Below are 19,908 nucleotides of genomic sequence, written 5' to 3' on the forward strand. Positions count from 1 at the left end.
GTCGGGCTTGCTGAAAATCGCCATCGTCGGCGGCGGCTGGGCGGGCATGGCGGCCGCGGTGGAAGCCGCCACGCGGGGTTCGGACGTGACGGTCTTCGAAGCCGCGCGCACCCTGGGCGGACGCGCCCGCGCGCTCACGGCAGCGCTGCCCGACGGCAGCGCGCTCACGCTGGACAACGGCCAGCACATCCTGATCGGCGCCTACACCGATACGCTGGCGCTGATGCAGCGCGTCGGCCTGGACCTGTCACAGGTTCTCCTGAGCCTGCCGCTCGCCTTGCCCCATGCCGACGGATCGGGCTTGCGCACGCCACCCTGGGCCGCCCGCTGGCCCGCGCCGCTGGACGCGCTGGCCGCCATTGCCACGGCGCCGGGCTGGCGCTGGCGCGACCGGTGGTCGCTGGTGCGCACCTCGCTGCGGTGGCAGCGCGCGGGCTTCGCGTGCGACCCCGAATGCACGGTGGCCGAGTTGTGCGCAGGCTTGCCGCTGCGCGTGAACCAGGAACTGATCGAGCCGCTGTGCGTGTCCGCGCTCAACACCCCCGTGCACGACGCCAGCGCGGCGGTGTTTCTGCGGGTCTTGCGCGACGCGCTGTTTGGCAAGGGCTTCGCGCCCTTCAACGCGGCCAGCCTGCTGCTGCCGCGCACCGACCTCTCGCGCCTGTTTCCCGATGCCGCCGCAGCATGGCTGCGCGAACACCACGCCGACAGCTCCCGCGTGCGCATCGGCACGCGCGTGGGCACGCTGCGGCCGCTGGACACGCAATGGATGCTGGGCCATGAAAACGGCGAAGAGGCCTTTGACGCCGTGATCTGGGCCACCTCCGCCAGCCCGGCCGAAAAAGCCATCGGGCAGGCGGCCGACGACTGCGACGAGGCCACTTCGCAAACGCTGCGCGCCTGGGCCCACGGCACGCGAGACCTGCCCTTCACCGCCATCACCACGGTGTACGCCTGGGCGCCCGATGCCCGGCTGCCCGCGCCCATGCTGGCGTTGCGGCACGAGCCCAATGCCCAGGCCGCACCTGCGCAGTTCGTGTTCGATCGTGGCCTGCTCCACCCCGGCGATCCGGCGGCACAGGGCGTGCTGGCCTTCGTGGTCAGCGCCAGCGACGACGACCGGGAAAGCCTGCAAAACCGCGTCCTGCAGCAGGCGCAGCACCAACTCGGGATCGGCACGCTACAAGCGCTGCAGACCGTGGTGGAGAAACGCGCCACCTTTGCCTGCACGCCCGGCGCGCGCCGCCCCGCTCAGCGCATCGCGCCGGGGCTCTGGGCGGCGGGCGACTACGTTCAAGGCCCTTACCCTGCCACGCTGGAAGGCGCGGTGCGCAGCGGGCTGCAAGCAGCCCGGGAAGCGCTGCGCCCGGCCGGTTGAGCGCTTTGTCGGCATATCGGCGGAACCTCTGCCGCTCAACACGTTCACACTTCTGGACTTGTTGCAACCAAACGAAAGGAAGCTCTGCAGATGAACGGCACCCGCCTCGTCAAAACCTGGATCACCGCCGCCAGCCTGTGCGCGCTGGCGCTCACCACCAGCGTGGCCACCGCGCAGAACATGGTCAGCGTCAAAGGCAGCACGCTCAACATGCGCGAAGGCCCGGGCACCCACACGGCGGTGCTGTGGGAACTCAAGCGCGGCTACCCCTTGCGGGTGACCAAGCGCCAGGGCAGTTGGCTACAGGTGCGCGACTTCGAAGGCGATCGCGGGTGGGTGGCGCGCTCGCTCACCGGCAACGCGCCGCACCACGTCGTGAAGTCCAAGGTGGCCAACGTGCGCAGCAGCCCCAGCACCCAGGCCCGCATCGTGGGCAAGGCCGAGTACGGCGAATTGCTGCGCACCCGCGAGAAACGCGCTGGCTGGGTGCGCGTGGAACGCACAGAAGGCCCGGGAGGCTGGATCGCGAAGCAGTTGCTCTGGGGCTGGTGAATCCCCGCAAGCACCTTCAATCCAGTTGTCTGCACAGCGCCAACAGATCGCTCACGGTGGTGTGCGGCTGCAGCGGCGCGTGTTCCCAGGCGTGGCCCTCCCGGTTGAGCCACGCCACCTGCATGCCCGCTCCGAGCGCGCCGACCACGTCGAGTTGCGCGTCGTCGCCAATGTGCAGCACCTCGTTTGCCTGCGCGCCAGCCGCCTGCGCGGCGGCCAGGAAGATGCGCGCATCCGGCTTGCCCACGCCAAAGGCCTGGGCGCTCAGCGCGGCGCGGAAATGCACGCCCAGGCCCATGCGCTGCACATCCGCATTGCCGTTGGAGAGTGCCACCACGGGGTAGCGCGCCGCGAGCCATTCGAGCGCGGGCAACGCGTCTTCGAACAGCTCCACGCGTTGGCGTTCGGCAAAGAAGATGTCGAAAGCGGCCTCGGCCAGCGCCGGATCGTCACCGCTTTGCGTGAGCACCAGGCGGATCGATTCGCGGCGCATCGCGCCCAGGTCGTGCGCCAAGTCGGGACGCGTGAGGTGCATCTGGTTGCGCACCTCGCGCAGCTTGGTCGGGTCGCCCCATTGCGCGGCGGTGGCCGGCGCGTGTTCGGCGAGCCAGGCCGCGAGCACGGTCTCGGCGCGCGCGATGATGGGCCAGATCGGCCACAGGGTGTCGTCCAGGTCGATGGTGATGGCGCGCACGCGACCCGCGTCCAGCGCCGTGGCAAGGGAGGTGTTCATGTCTGCGGGAGAATAGCGCATGCCCTATCGCCCTGAACCACCGTTGCCCCTTGACCAGCCGTCCCGCACGGCCATCGTCTATTGCAATCTCGGCACCCCCGACGAACCCACCGCTCCCGCCGTGCGCCGCTACCTCGCCGAGTTTCTGGGCGACCCGCGCGTGGTGGAAATCCCGAAGGCCGTGTGGTGGCCGATCCTGCACGGCATCATCCTGCGCACGCGCCCGGCGAAGTCGGCGGCGAAGTACGCCAGCGTGTGGCAGGCCGAAGGCTCGCCACTGAAAGTCTGGACCGAACGGCAGGCCAAGCTGCTGCGGGGCTACCTGGGCGAACGCGGCCATGACCTCAGCGTGCGCTACGCGATGCGCTACGGCAACCCATCGATCGCCTCGGTGCTTGACGAACTCAAGGCCGAGGGGGTGGCGCGCGTGCTCATCCTGCCGGCCTATCCGCAGTACAGCGGCACCACAACGGCCAGCGTGATCGACGCGGTGATGCAATGGGCCGCACCCGTGCGGCATGTGCCAGACCTGCGCTTCGTCAACCGTTACCACGACGACCCGGGCTACATCCAGGCGTTGGCCCAGCGCATCCGCGCGCACTGGGTGGCCAATGGCCAGGGCGATCACCTGGTGATGAGCTTTCACGGCGTGCCCGAGCGCACCGTGCGCCTGGGCGACCCGTACCAGCGCGAATGCGAAAGCACGGCTCGCCTGCTGGCCTCGCACCTCGGCCTCTCGAACGACCGCTTCACCCTCACCTTCCAGTCTCGCTTTGGCAAGGCGAAGTGGTTGGAGCCCTACACCGAGCCCACGCTCGTGGCTCTGGCGCGCATGGGCGTGAAAAACGTGGACGTGGTCTGCCCCGGCTTCACCAGCGACTGCCTGGAGACGCTGGAAGAAATCAACATGGAAGTGCGCGAGGCGTTCGTGCACGCGGGCGGCCAGCGCTTCGAGTACATCCCCTGCGTGAACGATTCGCCCGAGTGGATTCGCGCGCTGAGCGACCTGGCGGAGCGGCACTTGCAGGGTTGGCCCACAAAACCCGTCAGCGCTTGACCGCGCTTGACGGCACTCAAGGCGTACGCCGAAAGTTGACGGTCCGATCCAAGCCCCGACTTGTGGTTGGGAAAAATCGGCACAACGGCCGGTCGTGTTCACCCCCGCTTCTCCGATAAGTTCACCCGTGGCGCCGCGTGCGCCATATCGGTGTTTCAACTTACAGGGAGGCTCATATGGCCAAGCAATTTCTTCAGCGTGTCGATTCAAGGCTCACGCCTCGGTCGCTGATGGCGAACAGTTCCAGTCTTGCCGTGTCCGAGGGCTCCGGCACAGGGGGTCATGAGCGTAGCAAGGAGGGGCACTCCCCACGGTCCGAGACCACTCACTTCGACAAGTTGGTCCATGGAGATTCCACCAAACCGACGTGGACAAAGGGTGAGTTGTGGAACGACAAGGTGTTGACTTACCAGAAGATGCTCAAAGCCGTACTGGAAGCCAGCGATGCGCCCGATGTCGCGCTGGTCGAGAAGATCCTGAAGGCCCTGGTCGATGAGAAGTACTCCATCTACCCGGGGTTCGATGGCAGCCAGCAGAAGATCAACCAGGCCACATCGGCGGTGGCACGGCGCATGAGCGACAGGGCCGACCTGCTCATCCCCCAGGTGAAGGATCCGGCCAGCCGGCTGCTGTTGGAGAACACCGCCAAATTCTGGAAAAGCTATGTCCGCCCCGAGCCCGAGACGAAGCCGGAAAAGCCCCGCGCTGCGGGCATTTGGCGATCATCCAGCAAACGGGGCACGACGAAACCTGTCGTCGTCGATGAACCACCGCCACCACGAGCGAAGGCGGCAACCTTTGCGGGCCGCATACCCCAGATGGACCTGAAGCTGTTCACGAACATCACCAGCACCACGGTGAATTCCCCTCGGCACAATCCGACGACGTCGACGACAAGCCCCTGCCCGCTGACCGTGACCACCGCACTGAGCAGCGAAAGCATGAGCGCCACAGGAAATACACCAGCAAGCGCCGCCCAAACGCCTCGCTTGCTCGCAGCCTCCGAGCTGACAGACCCGGAGGAGATCAAAAAACGGGCAAAGCAGCGCGAGGGCTTGTATGCCGCGTTGGCCACAAGGGGTCCCCAGGCCATCACATTTGCCCTTGCAGACGTGCCTCAAGAGACCAACCTCGCCAGCTACTTTCCGCTAGGAGATCCCGGACAGTTTCGCGAAGAGGTCCTGGAATCGGCTCAACAATTCGTCAAAACTTTTTTCTCGGACGATGAGCTGATCGCCTATCTTGATTGGTGCCAGACCCATGCCCATCTGACGACTTACATGGGCCGGATACTGGATGACGAAACAGGCGTGAAGAAGGTCATCAAGCCCGAGGTGATCGAGCTGTGCATGGCATTGCGGGCCGTGGATGATACGGCCGAAACGGCGGCCCTGGAGAAGAACGCCAGCGCCATCCAGAAGGCCATGTCGCACAAGAACATCACGGCCCTGGCGCTGGCGCAGCAACCTTTCGCCAGCACAAAAATGATGATGCAAAAATGCATGCTGCTAAAAAATTACAGCGGGCGTGAGGGCAAGGATTTTGACCACTTTCTGCAGACGCTGGAGAACGCACACACGATCCGCAAGGCGGCGCACGCGGGTCTTCAGCACGCCGTTCTCATGAAGCCCTTGAAGCAAAAGGATGTGCTCAACCTGGCCGTGAGCGCCTATGCGCGGGTCATGACGACGCCTACATTGGGCTATCTGCCACCGGACACCCCGCAAACCCAGCTCAAGGTCATTGACGGTGTGCTGGAAGCCATGATCAAACGCCCTGCCAAGCCCTTGAATCCCTTGCAGCTTGCTGCACTCACCCATGTGCGCGAAAGCCTTCAGGCACACGCCAGCAAGCCGCATTGACCCGAGCGCACAAGGCCGGCGGCATGCCGACCTATTCGAGCGGCACCCGCCTCTGCGCTGCCGCTGCTCGCAACACCCCATTGATCTCCGCGCCAAAGATCAACGTGGTGGCGCTGATGTACAGAAACACGAGCGTGGCGACCACGCCCGCGAAGCTGCCATAGATCAGGGCCAGGTTACCGGCCGTGCGCAAGGTGTAGGACAGCGTGGCCGCCGCCCCCACCCACAACGCCGCGCCCACCACCGCTCCAGGCAACACGGTGAGCAGGCGCGCGCGCACGTCGGGCAGCCAGGCGTACATCAGCGCGTACAACAGCACGAGCACCAGAAATGCCGAGCCATAGCGCACGCTGTGGCGCAACCACAGCGTCTCCTTTCCGGCGCCGAGGTTTTCCGCCAGCACCAGCCACACGTACGGCATGACCACCACCGAGCTGAACGCCAGCAAAATGCCGGCGCCCACCACCACCGTGAACAGCGTGACCTTGATGCGCGCCTTCCAGAACGGCATGCCGCGCTCAATGCCGTAGGCGCGGTTGAGCGCCGAGCGTATCGCCTGCATGCCCGAGGAGGCGGTCCACAGCGTGACCAGGAAGCCCACCGCCAGCAGCGCCTGGTTGCGCTGGGCAATCACCTGCTGGATCACCGGTTGCATCACGTCGCGCACCATCTGAGGGGCATACCCGACCACGCGGCTCACCAGATCAGCGGCGTCGCCGGGCTTGCCCAGATAACCCGCCGAGGCCGACAGCAGAATCAGCAGTGGAAACATCGCCAGCACCGACGAGAAGGCCAGGCTGCCCGCCTGGTTGGCGCTCTGGTGCAGGATGTAGTTGCGCATGGCCCGCAGGACCACCCCCAGGCCGGGCGCGTGCAGCGCGGCATGCCAGAGGCTCTGGATGAAATGGCGAACCTGGTTCATGGATCTGGAGGTCAAAGGCGACAGTGTCTTACATTGCATGCGTCCGCACAGCGTTAGAGTCGGGTTCCCGACCAGGACGCTCCCCATGGCTGCACATCCCATCTTCAAGACCGCGTTCGCCAAGGTATACCCGCTCTACGTGCAGAAGGCCGAGCGCAAGGGACGCACGAAAGCCGAGGTGGACGAGATCATCCGCTGGCTCACCGGCTACGACGCCGCGAGCCTGCAACGGCAGATCGACGAAGGCCACGACTTTCACACCTTCTTCGGCCAAGCCCCGGCCATGCACCCCAACACCGCGCTCATCAAGGGTGTGGTGTGCGGTGTGCGGGTCGAAGAAGTGGAAGACCCCTTGATGCAGCGCATCCGGTACCTCGACAAGCTCATCGACGAGCTGGCCAAGGGCAGAACGATGCAGAAGATCCTGCGCGCCTGAGGATCCGCGGCCGAGATCAGGTTCTGGTCAGGCCCCCTCCCCTAAGCTGACGGCACGCCCTGCAACGCCCGCGTGCAGGAACCGCGATGGCGCCGACGCGCGCATCGCATCCGTCACCTCTCCTTCTTCATGAAAACGACCCGAGACATCCACGACTTGGTGGGCGGCCTGCTGATGGCGACCACTGGCCTCTTCTTCGCCTTGTATGGGCTGAACTACACCTTCGGCACGTCCGACCGCATGGGGCCGGGGTACTTCCCCGTCGTGCTGGGCTGGACCCTGTTCATACTGGGCTTGCTGGTGGCGATACCGGCATGGTGGCGGCGCGGCTCGGCGATCCAGCTGCAATGGAGCAACCTGTTCTGGTGCGTGCTCAGCCTGCTGGTGTTCGCCCTCGTGCTCCAGCCCGCAGGTGTGGTGTTGGCATCCTTCGTCACCGCACTGATCTCGCTGGTCCCATCGACCATGGGCCTGCGCAAGCGCCTGACGGTGTGCGCGGTGATCACGCTGCTCACCACGCTGATCTTTCCGATCGGGCTGCAGATGCAGTTGCAGATCTGGCCTGCTTTCCTCTGAAACCAAGGACGCATTCCCATGGACCTGCTCGGCAACCTGGCGCTCGGACTGCAAGTCGCGGTCGAGCCCATGAATCTGTTGTACTGCTTTTTTGGCGTTCTTCTCGGCACAGTGGTCGGGGTGTTGCCCGGCATCGGCGCGCTGGCGGCCATCTCGATGCTGCTGCCCCTCACCTACCACATCCCCCCCACCACGGCCATCATCATGCTGGCCGGCGTGTACTACGGCGCGCAATATGGCGGCTCGACCGCCTCGATCCTGTTGAACCTGCCAGGCACGCCGTCATCCGCCGTGACCTGTCTGGATGGCTATCCGATGGCACGCAAAGGCAAGGCCGGCGTGGCGCTGTTCGTGACCACCATCGCCTCACTGCTCGGTGCGATGTCGGGCGTGGTGCTGCTCACGCTGTTCTCTCCCTTGATCGCCGAACTGGGTCTGAAGTTCGGGCCAGCCGAGTTCTGTTCAATGATGCTGCTGGGTCTGGTGGCCGCGTCGTCGATGGGCATGGGATCGGCCTCCAAAGGACTGTGCGCCATGGTCCTGGGTCTGCTGATGGGCCTGGTCGGTACCGACGTCAACAGCGGCGTGGCACGCTTTGCCTTCGACGTTCCCGAGTTGACGGACGGCATCAACCTTGTGGCGCTGGCCATGGGCTTGTTCGGTGTGGCCGAGGTCGTGCGCTGCATCAATTCCGAAGACACGAACCGCCAGCCGGAGAAAGTCACCCTGAGCTCCATGGTGCCCACGCGCGACGAATTCGGCGCCACCGTCAAGCCCATGGTGCGCGGTTCGGCGCTCGGCTCTGCCTTGGGCGCCCTGCCCGGCGTGGGGCCGTCGATCGCCGCGTTCATGTCCTACGCCATCGAAAAGCGCGTGGCCAAAGACCCGGGCCGCTTCGGCCAGGGCGCCGTCGAGGGCATCGCGGCACCGGAGGCGGCGAACAACGCCGCCGCGCAGACCGCCTTCGTGCCATCGCTCTCCTTGGGCATTCCGGGCGACGCGGTGATGGCCGTGATGCTGGGCGCCTTGATCATCCACGGCATCCAGCCCGGTCCCATGCTGATCTCCGAGCAGCCCAACCTGTTCTGGGGGCTGGTGGTCAGCTTCGCCATCGGCAACATCATGCTGGTGATCCTGAACCTGCCCACCATCGGCTTGTGGGTGGCACTGCTGCGCATTCCGTTTGCCTGGATGTACCCGGCCATCCTGGTGTTCGTCGCGCTCGGGGTCTACAGCATCAACAACAACACCTTCGACGTCTATTCGGTGGCGGCCCTGGGCATCATGGGCTACGTGCTGATGGTGCTGCGCTTCGAAGCCGCGCCCCTGCTGCTGGGCTACATCCTGGGGCCAATGCTGGAGGAGTACCTGCGCCGGGCCATGCTGATATCGCGAGGCGATCCCATGATCTTCCTGCAACGCCCGATCAGCGCCACCCTGCTGGCGCTCACGCTGGCCCTGCTGCTGTGGGCCATCGGCTCCACGCTGCGCAAGAGCCTGCGCGCCAAACAGGAGCTGGACCGCCTCAACGCTCAGACAGCATGAGGTAGTCTGCGACCTATGCGAATTTTGCTGATTGAAGACGATGCGGTGCTGCGCGAGGTGATGGCGCGCAACCTGGAGCGCGCTGGCCACCGGGTAGATCCTGCGGGCAGCGTGCTGGAGGCGGACCACCTGTGGCGTGTGCAACCCTTTGACGCCGTTCTGCTGGACCTGCAGTTGCCACTGCACGAACGCCCCGGCAGTGCCATGGGCAACGGCTTGAGTGTCCTGCGCGAGGCCCGAGCGCGCGGCGATCGAACCCCAGTGCTCGTGCTCACCGCCCACAACCGCACCGAGGAGCGCATTGCCGGCCTCGACGCCGGTGCCGACGACTACCTGGGCAAGCCTTTTGACCTCGCCGAAGTGGAGGCACGCCTGCGGGCCTTGGTGCGCCGCGCCCAGGGCACGGACGACGTGGCGCAGCTCGGTGAACTGCGGCTGGACCGGCGCGCACGGCGCTTCGCCCTTGGAGACGTGCCGCTGGACCTGCCGGCACGGGAGTTCGAGGTGCTGTGCGAACTCATGAGCCCCCCGGGCCATGCCGTGAGCAAGCGGCAACTCTCGGACAAGCTCTCCAGCTACGACGAAGCCCTTGGCGATAACGCGCTGGAGGCCTTCATCTCCCGATTGCGCAAGAAGCTGATGGGCAGCGGCGTGTCGATCCGCACGTTACGTGGCATCGGCTACCTATTGGAGCTTGAGCCGTGACACTGTCAGCCCCGTCCATTCGACCCACGTCGTCGCTGCGCATCCGCATGCTGCGGCACGTGATGCTGCCCCTGGTGCTGACCTGGCTTGCCGGCACCGTCGCCACCCTGGGTGTGGCGAGTTACTTCACCGAAAAGGCCTTCGACCGCGCGCTGGTGGACGACGCCTATTCCATCGCGTCCTACCTGCACCGCCAGAGCGACGGACGCGTGGCCCTTCAGCTCACACCCAGCGAACTCTCTGCCGCCCTGTTCGATCAGTCCGAGACCGTGCGCTTCTCGGTGCTGCGGGCCGACGGTTCCTTGTTGGCCGGAACGCCATTGCCCAGCACACCCACGCCGTCCAGCGATCTGGGCATGCACTACTCGGACATGGTGGTCCGGGGCGAACTCATGCGCGCCGTGACCTTGCGCCACACCGTCGACGGCGAGCTGCTGTACGTGGTGATGGCCCACACCACTTCGGTGCGATCCGACCTGGCGCAGCACCTGCTCGTGTTCGGCGCGCTGCCGCTGTTGTTGCTGCTCACGCTGCTGGCGCTCTGGCTGTGGCGCGGCATCGAACGCGACCTGGCACCGCTGGCGCGCTTGCAAGCCACCCTCGCCGAGCGCGACGCGAACGACCTCAAACCGATCCAGATTGCGCCGTCCACGCGCGAAATCGAGCAGGTGGCATTCGCCGTCAACGCATTGTTCGACCGGCTCGGCCACAGCGTGCGGTCGCAGCGCGAGTTCATTGGCAACGTAGCGCACGAATTGCGCACGCCGCTGGCGCGCATCCGGGCCCTGGCCGATGACGGTCGCTCGCACCCGGACGCGGCCATGTCCCGACAACAACTGCAGCAGATCGCCACCAGCGCCGAACGCGCAGGGCGTCTGGTCAACCAGCTGCTGGACCTGGCCATTGCAGACGAAGCCCAGGTGGTGCTGCAAAAGGAGCCGGTCGACCTGGCACCCCTGGTGCAACAAGCGGTGCTGCGCCACCTGGACAAGGCCGATGCGCGCGGCGTCGACCTGGGTGCTCGCGGCCTGGACGAGCTGGCCGAACCGGTGCGCGTGTCGGGCCACATCGCCTTGTTCGAAGGCATTCTCGACAACCTGATCGACAACGCCCTTCGCTATGGCGGCCAGACCCTCACCGCGGAACTGAGCGTGGACAGTGCCACGCGCACCTGCGAGCTGGTGGTGGTAGACGACGGCCCAGGCATCGACGCCTCGGCGCGCCAGGATCTGATGCGGCGATGGACACAAGGAGGCCATGGCGATCAATGGCGCCTGGGCAGTGGTCTTGGCCTGTCGATCGTGGCGCGCTACGCGCAGTTGCTAGGTTCAGAACTGCGGTTGGACGATGCCGACAACGGCCTGGGTTTGCGCGCGGCGCTGGTGCTGCCGCTGCTGTGAAAAGGAATGCCCCGCACGGCAGCGCGCCTGCCGGCGCGGGTTCATCCGAGTGGGTGGACGATTGGCTAGAGGATATTCCAACGCTGACCCGCCGCATCGAGCGCGCCCGAGACATTGCCCATACTCAAATTCGCACGAATGATCGCATCGAGATCCTCCGCCGACATCTTGGACGAGCCCAAGGCTTTCTCCATGCCGCGCAGTTGCTCGATCTGCCCTTGGACCTGTCCCATCTTCAGCTCGACATCCCCCGCCTCGAGACGGTTCTGATGCAGTTCCACAACCGAGCTGGCCACCTCCGGGTTCACGGCGGCCGGGCGCTCGGGAGGCGTATTGACCGTCGGCATGGTCATGGTGTTCGGAAGTGAGGGGTTGATACCCGCCATGGCGTTTCTCCTGTTCGGCGCAACACCTGGAGGCGTAGGCCCCTCAAGCTGCGTACAAGGGGTGGGTCACGACGGGTCCAGTTCGGTTCCTGGCCTGCAAGGCCGCAGGGGTCTCCTGAGCCGTATTTCAAGTGGACGGTCTGGTCGATGTGATGTCCCGGCCACCACCTTGCTGATGCGCGCGCGCATTTCTTCAAGGCGTTTTTTGGGCGTCAGGGTTCGAACCGCCACCCAACTTGACTCTCAGGGCCTGAAGATCAGGATTCTCTATCCCGATCTCCTTATATCGCTCAATGAGGGCGTCGAGCCTGCGCAGATCAGGGTTGATGGACGCCTCTTGCTTCAGCAGGGCCCCGGGCTCTTCCTCGTTTCTTTTCCGAAGTAGTTCGAGGACCTCTGGGGCGGGGCGGCGCGAAAACCCATCCAGCGGGAGCACCTGCGCCTGCAGGTGTCGCAGACGGTCAGAGATCTCCGCCAGACGCTCAGAGGACAGCGGATGGCCCGCGGACGAACTGCCCAGCTCGGTCTCGATGGACAACAACTCCTTTTGCAGCGACGCGACCAGAGCACGGTCGTGGACCATCAAGCTCGTCAGTGCACGAATGTCCGCCAGCTTGCCGACCAAACGTTTCGATTCGAGATTGCTCTGTTCGATGTCGGCAGGCGTCTTGCTTTCATTGACGGGGGTGTAGGTGGGCGGCGTGGAACCGTGGATGGTGGTCATGAGTGGTACCCGTTCTGATCACAGCGCAAGTGAACGGATGCACGGCATGCTGCGACCTCAGTGCGTAACCCGCCCCAACCCAAGGTTCCGATCGATTCGATCAGTTCCCCGCCAGGAACCGCTGCACCAGCTCGAACTGCTCTGGCACGTTCAGCGCCGGTGCGTGGCCGTAGCCCGCGATTGTCACCACCAGCGCGCGCGGCCCGCGGTCGCGCATGGCTTCGGCAGTCTCGGCCAGCAACAGGTCGGACTCGGCACCCCGCAGGCACAGCACCGGCACGTCGATGCGGTCGTAGGTGGGCCAGAGTTCGTAGTCCTGCGGGTGGTGCGTGAATTGCCCCACCATGGCCGGGTCGTAGTGCGGCGTCACGCGGCCATCGAGCAGGCGGCGCGTGGAGCTTTCGGTGAGCAGGCGCCATTGCGCGTCGCTCAGGAAGCCATACGGTTTGTAGATGGTGCGGAAGTACTGCTCCAGCTCGCTCACGGTGGCGAAAGCGTCCGGCTTGCCCGCGTAGCTGCGGATGCGCTGCACCGCCGGTTCGGCCAACTGCGGGCCGATGTCGTTGAGCACCAACCGTTCGATGCGCCCGTGCAGTGGGCCGGCCGCGCACACCATGCCGATCGCACCGCCCATGGAGGTGCCCACCCAATGGAAACGCTTGAGCGCAAGCTGGTCCACCAGCGCGGTGGCGGTGCGCGCATAGAAGTCCAGGCAGTACTCGGCTTCGGGTTGGGGACTCCACTGCGACAGACCGCGCCCGATGGTGTCGGGGCAGATCACGCGCCAACCCTGAGCGCAGAGGTGGGCGGCCAGCGGATCCATGTCGCGCCCGGTGCGCGCCAGGCCGTGCCAGGCGACCACCACCGGGCCGGTGGGTGCCTCGGGTTCCCAGTCCATGAAGTGGATCTCTCGGCCCTCGCAGGTGATGTAACGCGAGCGCGGTGTGACGGCCAACGGGAGTTGCAACGCGTTCATGGCTGGCCCCTCCTGCGCGCGAGCACGGCGCGCTCTCGCAGTTTGCCGACGATGCCGGTCGGGAAGTAGTAGACCGACAGCACGAACAACACGCCCAGCCAGAGCAGCCAACGGTCGGGCGTGAGCAGCGCGGGTAACAGCGGCAAGCCTTCGGTGGCACTGCCGGCCAGGCGCAGCAGGTCTTGCAGGTAGCTCTGCGCGATCACGAACAGCACGCTGCCGATGAACGCGCCGTACAAGGTGCCCATGCCGCCGATCACGACGATGAGCAGGATGTCCAGCATGATCTCGAACGACAGCGAGGTGTCCGGCCCGTTGTAGCGCAGCCAGAGCGCGAGCAGGCAACCGGCGAGCGTGGCGAACGCGGCCGAGAGCACGTTGGAGAGTGTGCGGTAGACCACCGTGCGGTAGCCCAGCGCTTCGGCCCGGAAGTCGTTTTCGCGGATGGCCTGCAGCACGCGGCCGAAGGGCGAGTTCACGATGCGCAGAATGGTCAGGAAGATCGCTGTGACGGCGAGAAAGATCAGGTAGTAGGTGATCAGCCGGCCGTTCAGGTCGACCTCGCCCAGCGGCGTCACCAGCGGCTCTTCGGTGAGCGTGAAACCGGGCGAGAGCAGTTCGGGCACGCGGAAGGTCAGGCCGTCTTCGCCGCCGGTGAAGTCCGAGAGCTGCGAGGCCAGTGTGAGAAAGGCCGAGGCCACCGCGAGCGTGATCATGGCGAAGAAGATTGCCTTCACGCGCAGCGAGAACAGGCCGATCACCAGCGAGAGCAGCAGGGAAATCACCAGCGCGCCGAGCACCCCCAGCACGATCGCCCCCCACGACGGCGTTTCGGCCGCGTTGAGCGCGATTGCCACGCCGTAGGCACCGATGCCGAAGAACATGGTGTGCGCAAAGCTCACGATGCCGGTGTAGCCCAGCAGCAGGTCGAAGCTGGCCACCAGCGCCACGAAGATCAGCACCTTGGCCGCCACGTTGAGCGCCTTCACGCCCGGGAACAGGAAGGGCGCGAATGCCAGGCCGAGGAACAGCACGAGCAGCAACGCGACGAGCCAGCGGCTGCGGGGGAGGTCGTTGGAGAGGAGTCGGGACAACATGCTTCGGCTCCTTCAGCGGTTGGTGACGGGATACACGCCTTGCGGGCGCCAGAGCAGGATGGCGACCATCAACGCGATGTTGGAGAACAGCGCGACCTTGGGCATCAGGAAGCCGGTGTAGTTCGCCATCAGGCCCACCAGCAGCGCCCCGATGAGCGCGCCCAGCGTGGAGCCCAGGCCGCCGATGATGATGACGATGAAGATCAGCACGTTGACCTGCGCGCCCATCTGCGGCAGCACGGTCTGCTGGTACAGGCCCCACATCACGCCGCCCAGGCCGGCGAGCGCGCTGCCGACCACGAACACGCCGATGAAGAGTTGGCGGATGCGGTAGCCGAGCGACTCGACCATCTCGCGGTCCTGCACGCCGGCGCGCACCAGCAGGCCGACCTTGGTGCGGTTCAGCGTCCACACCATCGCCGCAAAAACCGCCGCCCCCACGAGCACGGCCAGCAGACGGTACTTCTCCACCGAGGCGTCGCCGAAGATGAAGGAACCGCGCAAGGTCTCGGGCAAGGGCAAGGCGATCTGCCCCGGCCCCCAGATGACCTTGATCATCTCCTCGCCGATGATCATGCCGCCCATCGTGATCAGGATCTGCTTGAGGTGCATGCCGTAGACCGGGCGGATGATCAGGCGCTCGAACACCCAGCCGAGCGCGCCGGCCACGGCCATGGCCACCAACATCGCGGGCAGCAGCGCCACCAGGTTGAGCCACAGGCTGTCGGCCGTGGTGTAGCTGCCCATGCTGGCCAGCACGGTCGTGGCGACGAAGGCACCGAGCGCGATGAACACGCCATGGCCGAAGTTCAGCACGTCCATGAGGCCGAACACCAGCGTGAGGCCGGAGGCGATGATGAAGACGATCATGCCCATGGCCAGGCCCGCGACGGTGAGCGTGAGCCAGGTGGAACCACTGCCCACGGCGGGCAGCGCGAGCAAGGCCAGCGCGGGCACGAGGGCCAGCGGCTTCCAGTCGAAGTCGGTGTTCAGCAGTCTCATTGGTGTGCTCCGAGAGAAAGACCCAGCAGCCTGGATTGCAACGCTTCATCCGCCGCGAGTTCGGCCATGGAGCCGCTGTGCACGACGCGGCCGTCGTCCATCACGGCCACGCTGTCGCCGAGCTGGCGCGCGAAGTTGAAGTTCTGTTCGACCAGCAGGATGGTGGTCTTGGCGGCCTTGAGTTCGCGGAAGGCCGCGATCATGTTCTGGATGATCGCGGGCGCGAGGCCCTTGCTGGGCTCATCGATCAACAACAGCTGGCGCGGCTCGACGATGGCGCGCGAGACCGCGAGCATCTGCTTCTGGCCGCCGCTGAGCTTGCCGGCCGGGTGCGACCAGAACTTCTTCATGGCCGGGAACAGGCCGAAGATCCATTCGAGGCGCGTGGTGTCGATGTCGTCCAGGCTGCGCGCGCCGCGCGCGGCCAGCAACATGTTTTCTTTCACGCTCAGGTCCGAGAAGATGCCCATGCTCTCGGGCACGTAGGCCACGCCGCTGCGCGCGATGTCGGGCGTGCTGTGCGCGGTGATGTCGGTGCCATCGAGCGTCACCGTGCCCTGGCTCGCATGCCACAGGCCCATGATGGTGCGCAGCGTGGTGGTCTTGCCTGCGCCGTTGCGCCCGAGCAGCATGGTGAGCTGATTGACAGGCACCACAAGGTCCACGCCGTGGAGGATGTGGTACGCGCCGATGTGGGTGTGAACGCTGTTGAGCGTGAGCAGGGGTTTTGTCATGCGCTCACCTCTTCTTCGGGATTGATGCCCAGATACGCCTGCTGCACAACCGGCGAGGCGATCACCGCGGCGGGCTCGCCATCGGCCACCAGTTCGCCGTTGTGCAGCACGATGATGCGGTCCGAGAGTTCGCGCACCACGTCCATCTTGTGTTCCACCAAGAGGATGGTCTTGCGCTTGTCTTCCTTGAGCTGGCGAATCAGGTTGAGGATGACCGGCACCTCGTCCACGCTCATGCCGGCGGTGGGCTCGTCGAACATGAACACGTCGGGTTCCAGCGCCATCAGGATGCCCACCTCCAGCTTGCGCTGGTCGCCGTGGGGCAGGCTTGAGGCGAGCGCGTCGCGCTTGTCTGCCAAGGCCACCGTTTCCAGCACCTCGTCGGCGCGCTGCAGCAGGTCGCGCCGGTCGCTCCAGATGCGCCAGAGGTTCAGGCCCGCGCCCGCCTTGGCCTGCACCGCCAGGCGCACGTTCTCTTGCACAGTGAGGTTGGGGAACAGGTTGGTGAGCTGGAACGCGCGGCCCAGGCCGGCCTTGGCGCGTGCCGGCGCGCCCAGAGACGAGATGTCTTGCCCATTCAAACGCACGCGGCCCGCGCTGGCCTTGATCTGTCCGGAGATCAGGTTGAAGTAGGTCGTCTTGCCCGCGCCGTTGGGGCCGACGATGGCTGTGAGCGTGCCCGGCGCGAACGCGCAGGAGACGGCACTCACCGCCACGTGCCCACCGAAGCGGACCGTGAGGTCTTGGGTTTCAAGCATGGAGGATCCGAAGAGCGAGGTCCACAGGCAGCGCCAGTGCGCTGCCCTTCCAGACATGCCGAGGAACCGGCTTCTCCGGGCCTCAGGCATGGTCCCCCTTTCAAGGGGGAAGCCGCGTCAGCGGCGCAGGGGGTTATCTCTTGTTCCGGATCGGAATGTCGAGGTCCGAGGGTTTGATCTCCCGCACCAGCTCCGGCACACCCCACGCAAACGCCGGATCGGCCTTGATCTTGAAGTGGTACATGCTCTGCATGGCCTGGTGGTCTTCCTTGCGGAAGGTCATCAAACCCTTGGGCGTGTCGAAGCTCATGCCTTCCATGGTCTTGATGAGCGTGTCGGCCTTGGTGTCGCCATTGGTCTTCTTCAGCGCCGTCACCACCGCCATCGCAGCGGTGAAGCCACCAGCGGTGAAGAAGTCGGGTGGCGACTTGAACTGCTTGTAGTGCTCGGACACCATCGCGTCGTTCACCGGGTTCTTCGGGATGCCGAAGTAGTAGTACAACGCGCCCTCCATGCCGGGGAACTGCTTGTAAGCGACCATCGCCGGCAGGATGTTGCCGCCGGTGGCGAGCTTGATGCCGTAGCGCTTCTCCAGCTCCATTTCCGCGATCTTGGGGAACGGCGTGGGCGCGCCCGACCAACCCACCGAGATGTACTTGGTGCCCGGCTGGTCCTTGAGCTTGTCGACGATGCGCAGCAGGCCGGCGGTGAAGTCGGTCGTGCCCACGGGCAGGTATTCCTCGTGCACGATCTTGGCCTTCTTGGTGAAGTCCTTGGCGGCCTTCACACCGTCGCGGCCGAAGGCGTTGTCGTTGGCCAGCATGGCGATCACGTTGCCCGGCTGGTCCAGCGCCACGGCATTGGCGGCCGCGTCCTGGCTGCTGTTGCGGCCGGTGCGGAAGATGTACTTGTTCCACTTGTCACCGGTGATCGAGTCGGCCACGGCGGGCTCGACCAGCAGGATCTTTTTGTATTCCTCGGCCACCGGCAGCATGGCCAGCGCCACGGGCGATGCGGTCGGGCCGATGGCCAGGTCGACCTTGTCGTCGGCATATGCGGTGGCCAGCAGGCTCTTGCCCACGTCCGGCTTGCCCTGGTCGTCCTTTTCGATCACGACGATCTTCTTGCCCGCCACCATCATGGTGCCGCCGGTGGCGTAGCTCAGTCCCATCATCAGGCCGGCCTGCGTCTGCTTGGCGTAGGCCTCCAGCGGGCCGGTCTTGCTGTGGATGTGCGCGATGCGGATCTCGCTCTTGTTGGCCTGTGCCGATGCGAGCGTGGTGCCGAGCGCGGCGGTGCAGGCGAGCGCGATGACCGCGAGGCGGCGGGTGCTTGGTGTCATGTCGTTGTCTCCGGGTTGGAAGAATCGTCACAGCGCTCACAGGGATGCGCCGTGCCTGTGCCTTGCAGGCTTCGTGCCAAGGTTTTACATCTTTGATTTCAAAGCGTTTTTTTCAGCATCAGAATTGAATCGTCCAAACTTTGGACAGCGTCCATTGGTTGAATCGCCTGAATTTCAGACAGATGTCTAAATTTCAGGCGACTCGCTTGGAGCGGCAAGGCGGTCGTACAGGCTGGCGCGTGAAATGCCCAGCAGCTTGGCCGCTGCGGTGCGGTTGCCGCCTGTGTGGGCCAGGGCCCGGGCAATGGCGCGCTGTTCGAGTTCGGCGATTTGCTCGGGCAGCGGCCTGAGCGCCTCGGCGTCGTGCACCGCCACCGCGGCACGGGCCGACGCAGGCGCGGCCACCACCAGCGCGGGCAGCCCCGCTTCCTGCAGCACCGCCCCCACCTGCGTGCCCGCGATGTGGTGCGTGTCGCTGCGCAAGGCCAGTTGCTCCAGCACGTTGCGCAGCTCGCGGATGTTGCCGCGCCAGGCTTGCGCGGCCAGCAGGGCCTGGGCATCGGCCGTGAGTTCGAGCTGCGCGCCGCCGCCGCGCGCGGCGATGTCTTCGCACAGGGCCTCGATCAGCAGCGGGATGTCGTCGCGCCGCTCGCGCAGCGGCGGCACGCGGATCGGCAAGACATTGAGGCGGTAGTAGAGGTCTTCGCGGAAGCTGCCTTCGCGCACCATCTGCAGCAGGTCGCGCGAGGTGGCGGCGACCACGCGCACGTCGAAGCGCACCAGCTTGTTCGAGCCCAGCGGCTCGATCTCGCCCTCCTGCAAGGCGCGCAGCAACTTGACCTGCACCGACATCGGCATGTCCCCCAGTTCGTCGAGGAACAGCGTGCCGCCGTCGGCCAGCTTGAATTTGCCGTCGCGCCCCTTCTTGTCCGCGCCGGTGTAGGCGCCGGGCGCCACGCCAAAGAACTCGGCTTCGAGCAAGGTGTCGGGCACGGCCGCCATGTTCACGCTCACGAACGGGCGGCCGGCGCGCGGCGAAGCGGCATGGATGGCGTGCGCCAGCAGTTCCTTGCCGGTGCCGGTTTCGCCCAGCAGCAGCACCGGGCTGGCCGACTGCGCCGCGCGGCGCGCCTGGCGCTTCACCTCCAGCGCGGCGGCGCTGCTGCCAACGAAGCTGGCAAAGGTGTACTTGGTGCGCCGCTGGCTGGCCAGTTCGCGGCGCGCTTCGCTCAGGTCCTGCTCCAGCCGCGCGAACTTGCTGATGAGGGGTTGCAGTGTGGTCTCGGGGTGGTCGAACAGCACGATGCCCAGCACGCCGATCACCTCGCCCGCGTCGTCGCGCAGCGGGATGCGGCTGACCACGAAGGTGCCCGCGCGGTTGGTGAGCAGGTCGATCAGGATCGGCTTGCCGGTGGCCAGCACCTGGTGCATCTGCGTGTTCTGCACCACGCGCGACACCGGGTGGCCGACGAAGTCTTCCTCGCGCTCGAAACCCAGGGCAGGCAGGAAGCGGCGGTATTGGTCGTTGATCCAGACCACCTTGGCGTCGCGGTCCACCAGCAGCATGCCTTCGCTGGCGTTGGCAAAGAGCTCGAACATCGACCTCGCGGCGAGTTCGAGAATGCTTTGGGCGTCGCGCGGCAGGCTCATGCAGGCATGGTAATGCCAGTGGGTACACCCCCTGCGGCGCTTGGAGGGGGGACGGCATCTTGGGCCGGCAAAG

Annotated in this window: 20 protein-coding genes; 9 read left to right on the forward strand and 11 right to left on the reverse strand. The window is 65.7% G+C overall.

Features of this window, described 5'->3' with window-relative positions; all coding sequences use genetic code 11:
* The first annotated feature begins 7 nt into the window (after positions 1-7).
* Together hpnE and F9K07_RS18660 are read left to right on the forward strand one after the other, a co-directional pair.
* On the forward strand, positions 8-1,378 hold the full coding sequence (hpnE, locus tag F9K07_RS18655) for a hydroxysqualene dehydroxylase HpnE (protein WP_328793992.1): 1,371 nt from the start codon (positions 8-10) through the stop codon (positions 1,376-1,378).
* Between the two features lie 90 nt (positions 1,379-1,468).
* A complete protein-coding gene (locus tag F9K07_RS18660; RefSeq protein WP_159594851.1) occupies positions 1,469-1,930 on the forward strand; it encodes an SH3 domain-containing protein in 462 nt (153 codons plus the stop codon).
* 16 nt (positions 1,931-1,946) lie between these two features.
* Here F9K07_RS18660 and F9K07_RS18665 read toward each other — a convergent pair whose 3' ends face one another.
* Entirely contained in the window at positions 1,947-2,663 is a 717-nt protein-coding gene (locus F9K07_RS18665) for an HAD family hydrolase (protein ID WP_159594852.1), read from the reverse strand.
* A 19-nt stretch (positions 2,664-2,682) separates the two neighbouring features.
* Between F9K07_RS18665 and hemH the strand changes: the two genes are divergently transcribed.
* On the forward strand, positions 2,683-3,720 hold the full coding sequence (gene hemH / locus F9K07_RS18670; protein WP_159594853.1) for a ferrochelatase: 1,038 nt from the start codon (positions 2,683-2,685) through the stop codon (positions 3,718-3,720).
* A 176-nt stretch (positions 3,721-3,896) separates the two neighbouring features.
* Positions 3,897-5,582, forward strand: a complete 1,686-nt coding sequence (locus tag F9K07_RS18675; protein WP_159594854.1) for a hypothetical protein — start codon at positions 3,897-3,899, stop codon at positions 5,580-5,582.
* A 31-nt stretch (positions 5,583-5,613) separates the two neighbouring features.
* Here the strand turns inward: F9K07_RS18675 and F9K07_RS18680 are convergent, their stop codons facing one another.
* The gene (locus tag F9K07_RS18680) at positions 5,614-6,504 is read right to left on the reverse strand and encodes a YihY/virulence factor BrkB family protein (protein WP_159594855.1); all 891 of its coding nucleotides are present in this window, start codon (positions 6,502-6,504) and stop codon (positions 5,614-5,616) included.
* A gap of 85 nt (positions 6,505-6,589) precedes the next feature.
* On the opposite strand from F9K07_RS18680, the gene F9K07_RS18685 reads away from it, so the two are divergent.
* The 5 genes from F9K07_RS18685 (at position 6,590) to F9K07_RS18705 (ending at position 11,166) form a co-directional block, all read left to right on the forward strand.
* On the forward strand, positions 6,590-6,940 hold the full coding sequence (locus tag F9K07_RS18685; protein WP_159594856.1) for a DUF2200 domain-containing protein: 351 nt from the start codon (positions 6,590-6,592) through the stop codon (positions 6,938-6,940).
* Between the two features lie 129 nt (positions 6,941-7,069).
* A complete protein-coding gene (locus F9K07_RS18690) occupies positions 7,070-7,516 on the forward strand; it encodes a tripartite tricarboxylate transporter TctB family protein (RefSeq protein ID WP_159594857.1) in 447 nt (148 codons plus the stop codon).
* Positions 7,517-7,534: 18 nt separating this feature from the next.
* Positions 7,535-9,061: a tripartite tricarboxylate transporter permease gene (locus tag F9K07_RS18695; RefSeq protein ID WP_159594858.1), complete on the forward strand. Its 1,527-nt coding sequence runs from the start codon at positions 7,535-7,537 to the stop codon at positions 9,059-9,061.
* A 15-nt stretch (positions 9,062-9,076) separates the two neighbouring features.
* On the forward strand, positions 9,077-9,766 hold the full coding sequence (locus tag F9K07_RS18700) for a response regulator transcription factor (RefSeq protein WP_159594859.1): 690 nt from the start codon (positions 9,077-9,079) through the stop codon (positions 9,764-9,766).
* The gene (locus tag F9K07_RS18705; RefSeq protein ID WP_236581325.1) at positions 9,763-11,166 is read left to right on the forward strand and encodes a sensor histidine kinase; all 1,404 of its coding nucleotides are present in this window, start codon (positions 9,763-9,765) and stop codon (positions 11,164-11,166) included. Before F9K07_RS18700 ends, F9K07_RS18705 begins: the two co-directional genes overlap by 4 nt.
* A gap of 65 nt (positions 11,167-11,231) precedes the next feature.
* Here the strand turns inward: F9K07_RS18705 and F9K07_RS18710 are convergent, their stop codons facing one another.
* The 9 genes from F9K07_RS18710 to F9K07_RS18750 form a co-directional block, all read right to left on the reverse strand.
* Positions 11,232-11,552, reverse strand: a complete 321-nt coding sequence (locus tag F9K07_RS18710; RefSeq protein WP_159594860.1) for a hypothetical protein — start codon at positions 11,550-11,552, stop codon at positions 11,232-11,234.
* A gap of 193 nt (positions 11,553-11,745) precedes the next feature.
* Entirely contained in the window at positions 11,746-12,276 is a 531-nt protein-coding gene (locus tag F9K07_RS18715; protein ID WP_159594861.1) for a hypothetical protein, read from the reverse strand.
* A gap of 100 nt (positions 12,277-12,376) precedes the next feature.
* A complete protein-coding gene (locus F9K07_RS18720; RefSeq protein ID WP_159594862.1) occupies positions 12,377-13,252 on the reverse strand; it encodes an alpha/beta fold hydrolase in 876 nt (291 codons plus the stop codon).
* The gene (locus F9K07_RS18725) at positions 13,249-14,349 is read right to left on the reverse strand and encodes a branched-chain amino acid ABC transporter permease (RefSeq protein ID WP_159594863.1); all 1,101 of its coding nucleotides are present in this window, start codon (positions 14,347-14,349) and stop codon (positions 13,249-13,251) included. The genes F9K07_RS18720 and F9K07_RS18725 overlap by 4 nt, the downstream gene beginning before the upstream one ends.
* Positions 14,350-14,361: 12 nt before the next feature.
* Positions 14,362-15,351 carry a branched-chain amino acid ABC transporter permease gene (locus F9K07_RS18730; RefSeq protein WP_159594864.1) on the reverse strand — a complete coding sequence of 330 codons (990 nt, stop codon included), beginning with the start codon at positions 15,349-15,351 and terminating at the stop codon, positions 14,362-14,364.
* A complete protein-coding gene (locus tag F9K07_RS18735; protein ID WP_159594865.1) occupies positions 15,348-16,085 on the reverse strand; it encodes an ABC transporter ATP-binding protein in 738 nt (245 codons plus the stop codon). Before F9K07_RS18735 ends, F9K07_RS18730 begins: the two co-directional genes overlap by 4 nt.
* Positions 16,082-16,843, reverse strand: coding sequence for an ABC transporter ATP-binding protein (locus tag F9K07_RS18740; RefSeq protein ID WP_159594866.1), 762 nt, complete (start codon positions 16,841-16,843; stop codon positions 16,082-16,084). The genes F9K07_RS18735 and F9K07_RS18740 overlap by 4 nt, the downstream gene beginning before the upstream one ends.
* A gap of 133 nt (positions 16,844-16,976) precedes the next feature.
* Positions 16,977-18,185 (reverse strand): substrate-binding domain-containing protein, encoded by a 1,209-nt coding sequence (locus tag F9K07_RS18745; RefSeq protein WP_159594867.1) that lies wholly within the window; start codon positions 18,183-18,185, stop codon positions 16,977-16,979.
* A gap of 186 nt (positions 18,186-18,371) precedes the next feature.
* Positions 18,372-19,835 (reverse strand): sigma-54 interaction domain-containing protein, encoded by a 1,464-nt coding sequence (locus tag F9K07_RS18750; RefSeq protein WP_159594868.1) that lies wholly within the window; start codon positions 19,833-19,835, stop codon positions 18,372-18,374.
* Positions 19,836-19,908 lie beyond the last annotated feature (73 nt).

It is taken from the genome of Hydrogenophaga sp. BPS33, assembly GCF_009859475.1.
GTDB lineage: Bacteria > Pseudomonadota > Gammaproteobacteria > Burkholderiales > Burkholderiaceae_C > Hydrogenophaga.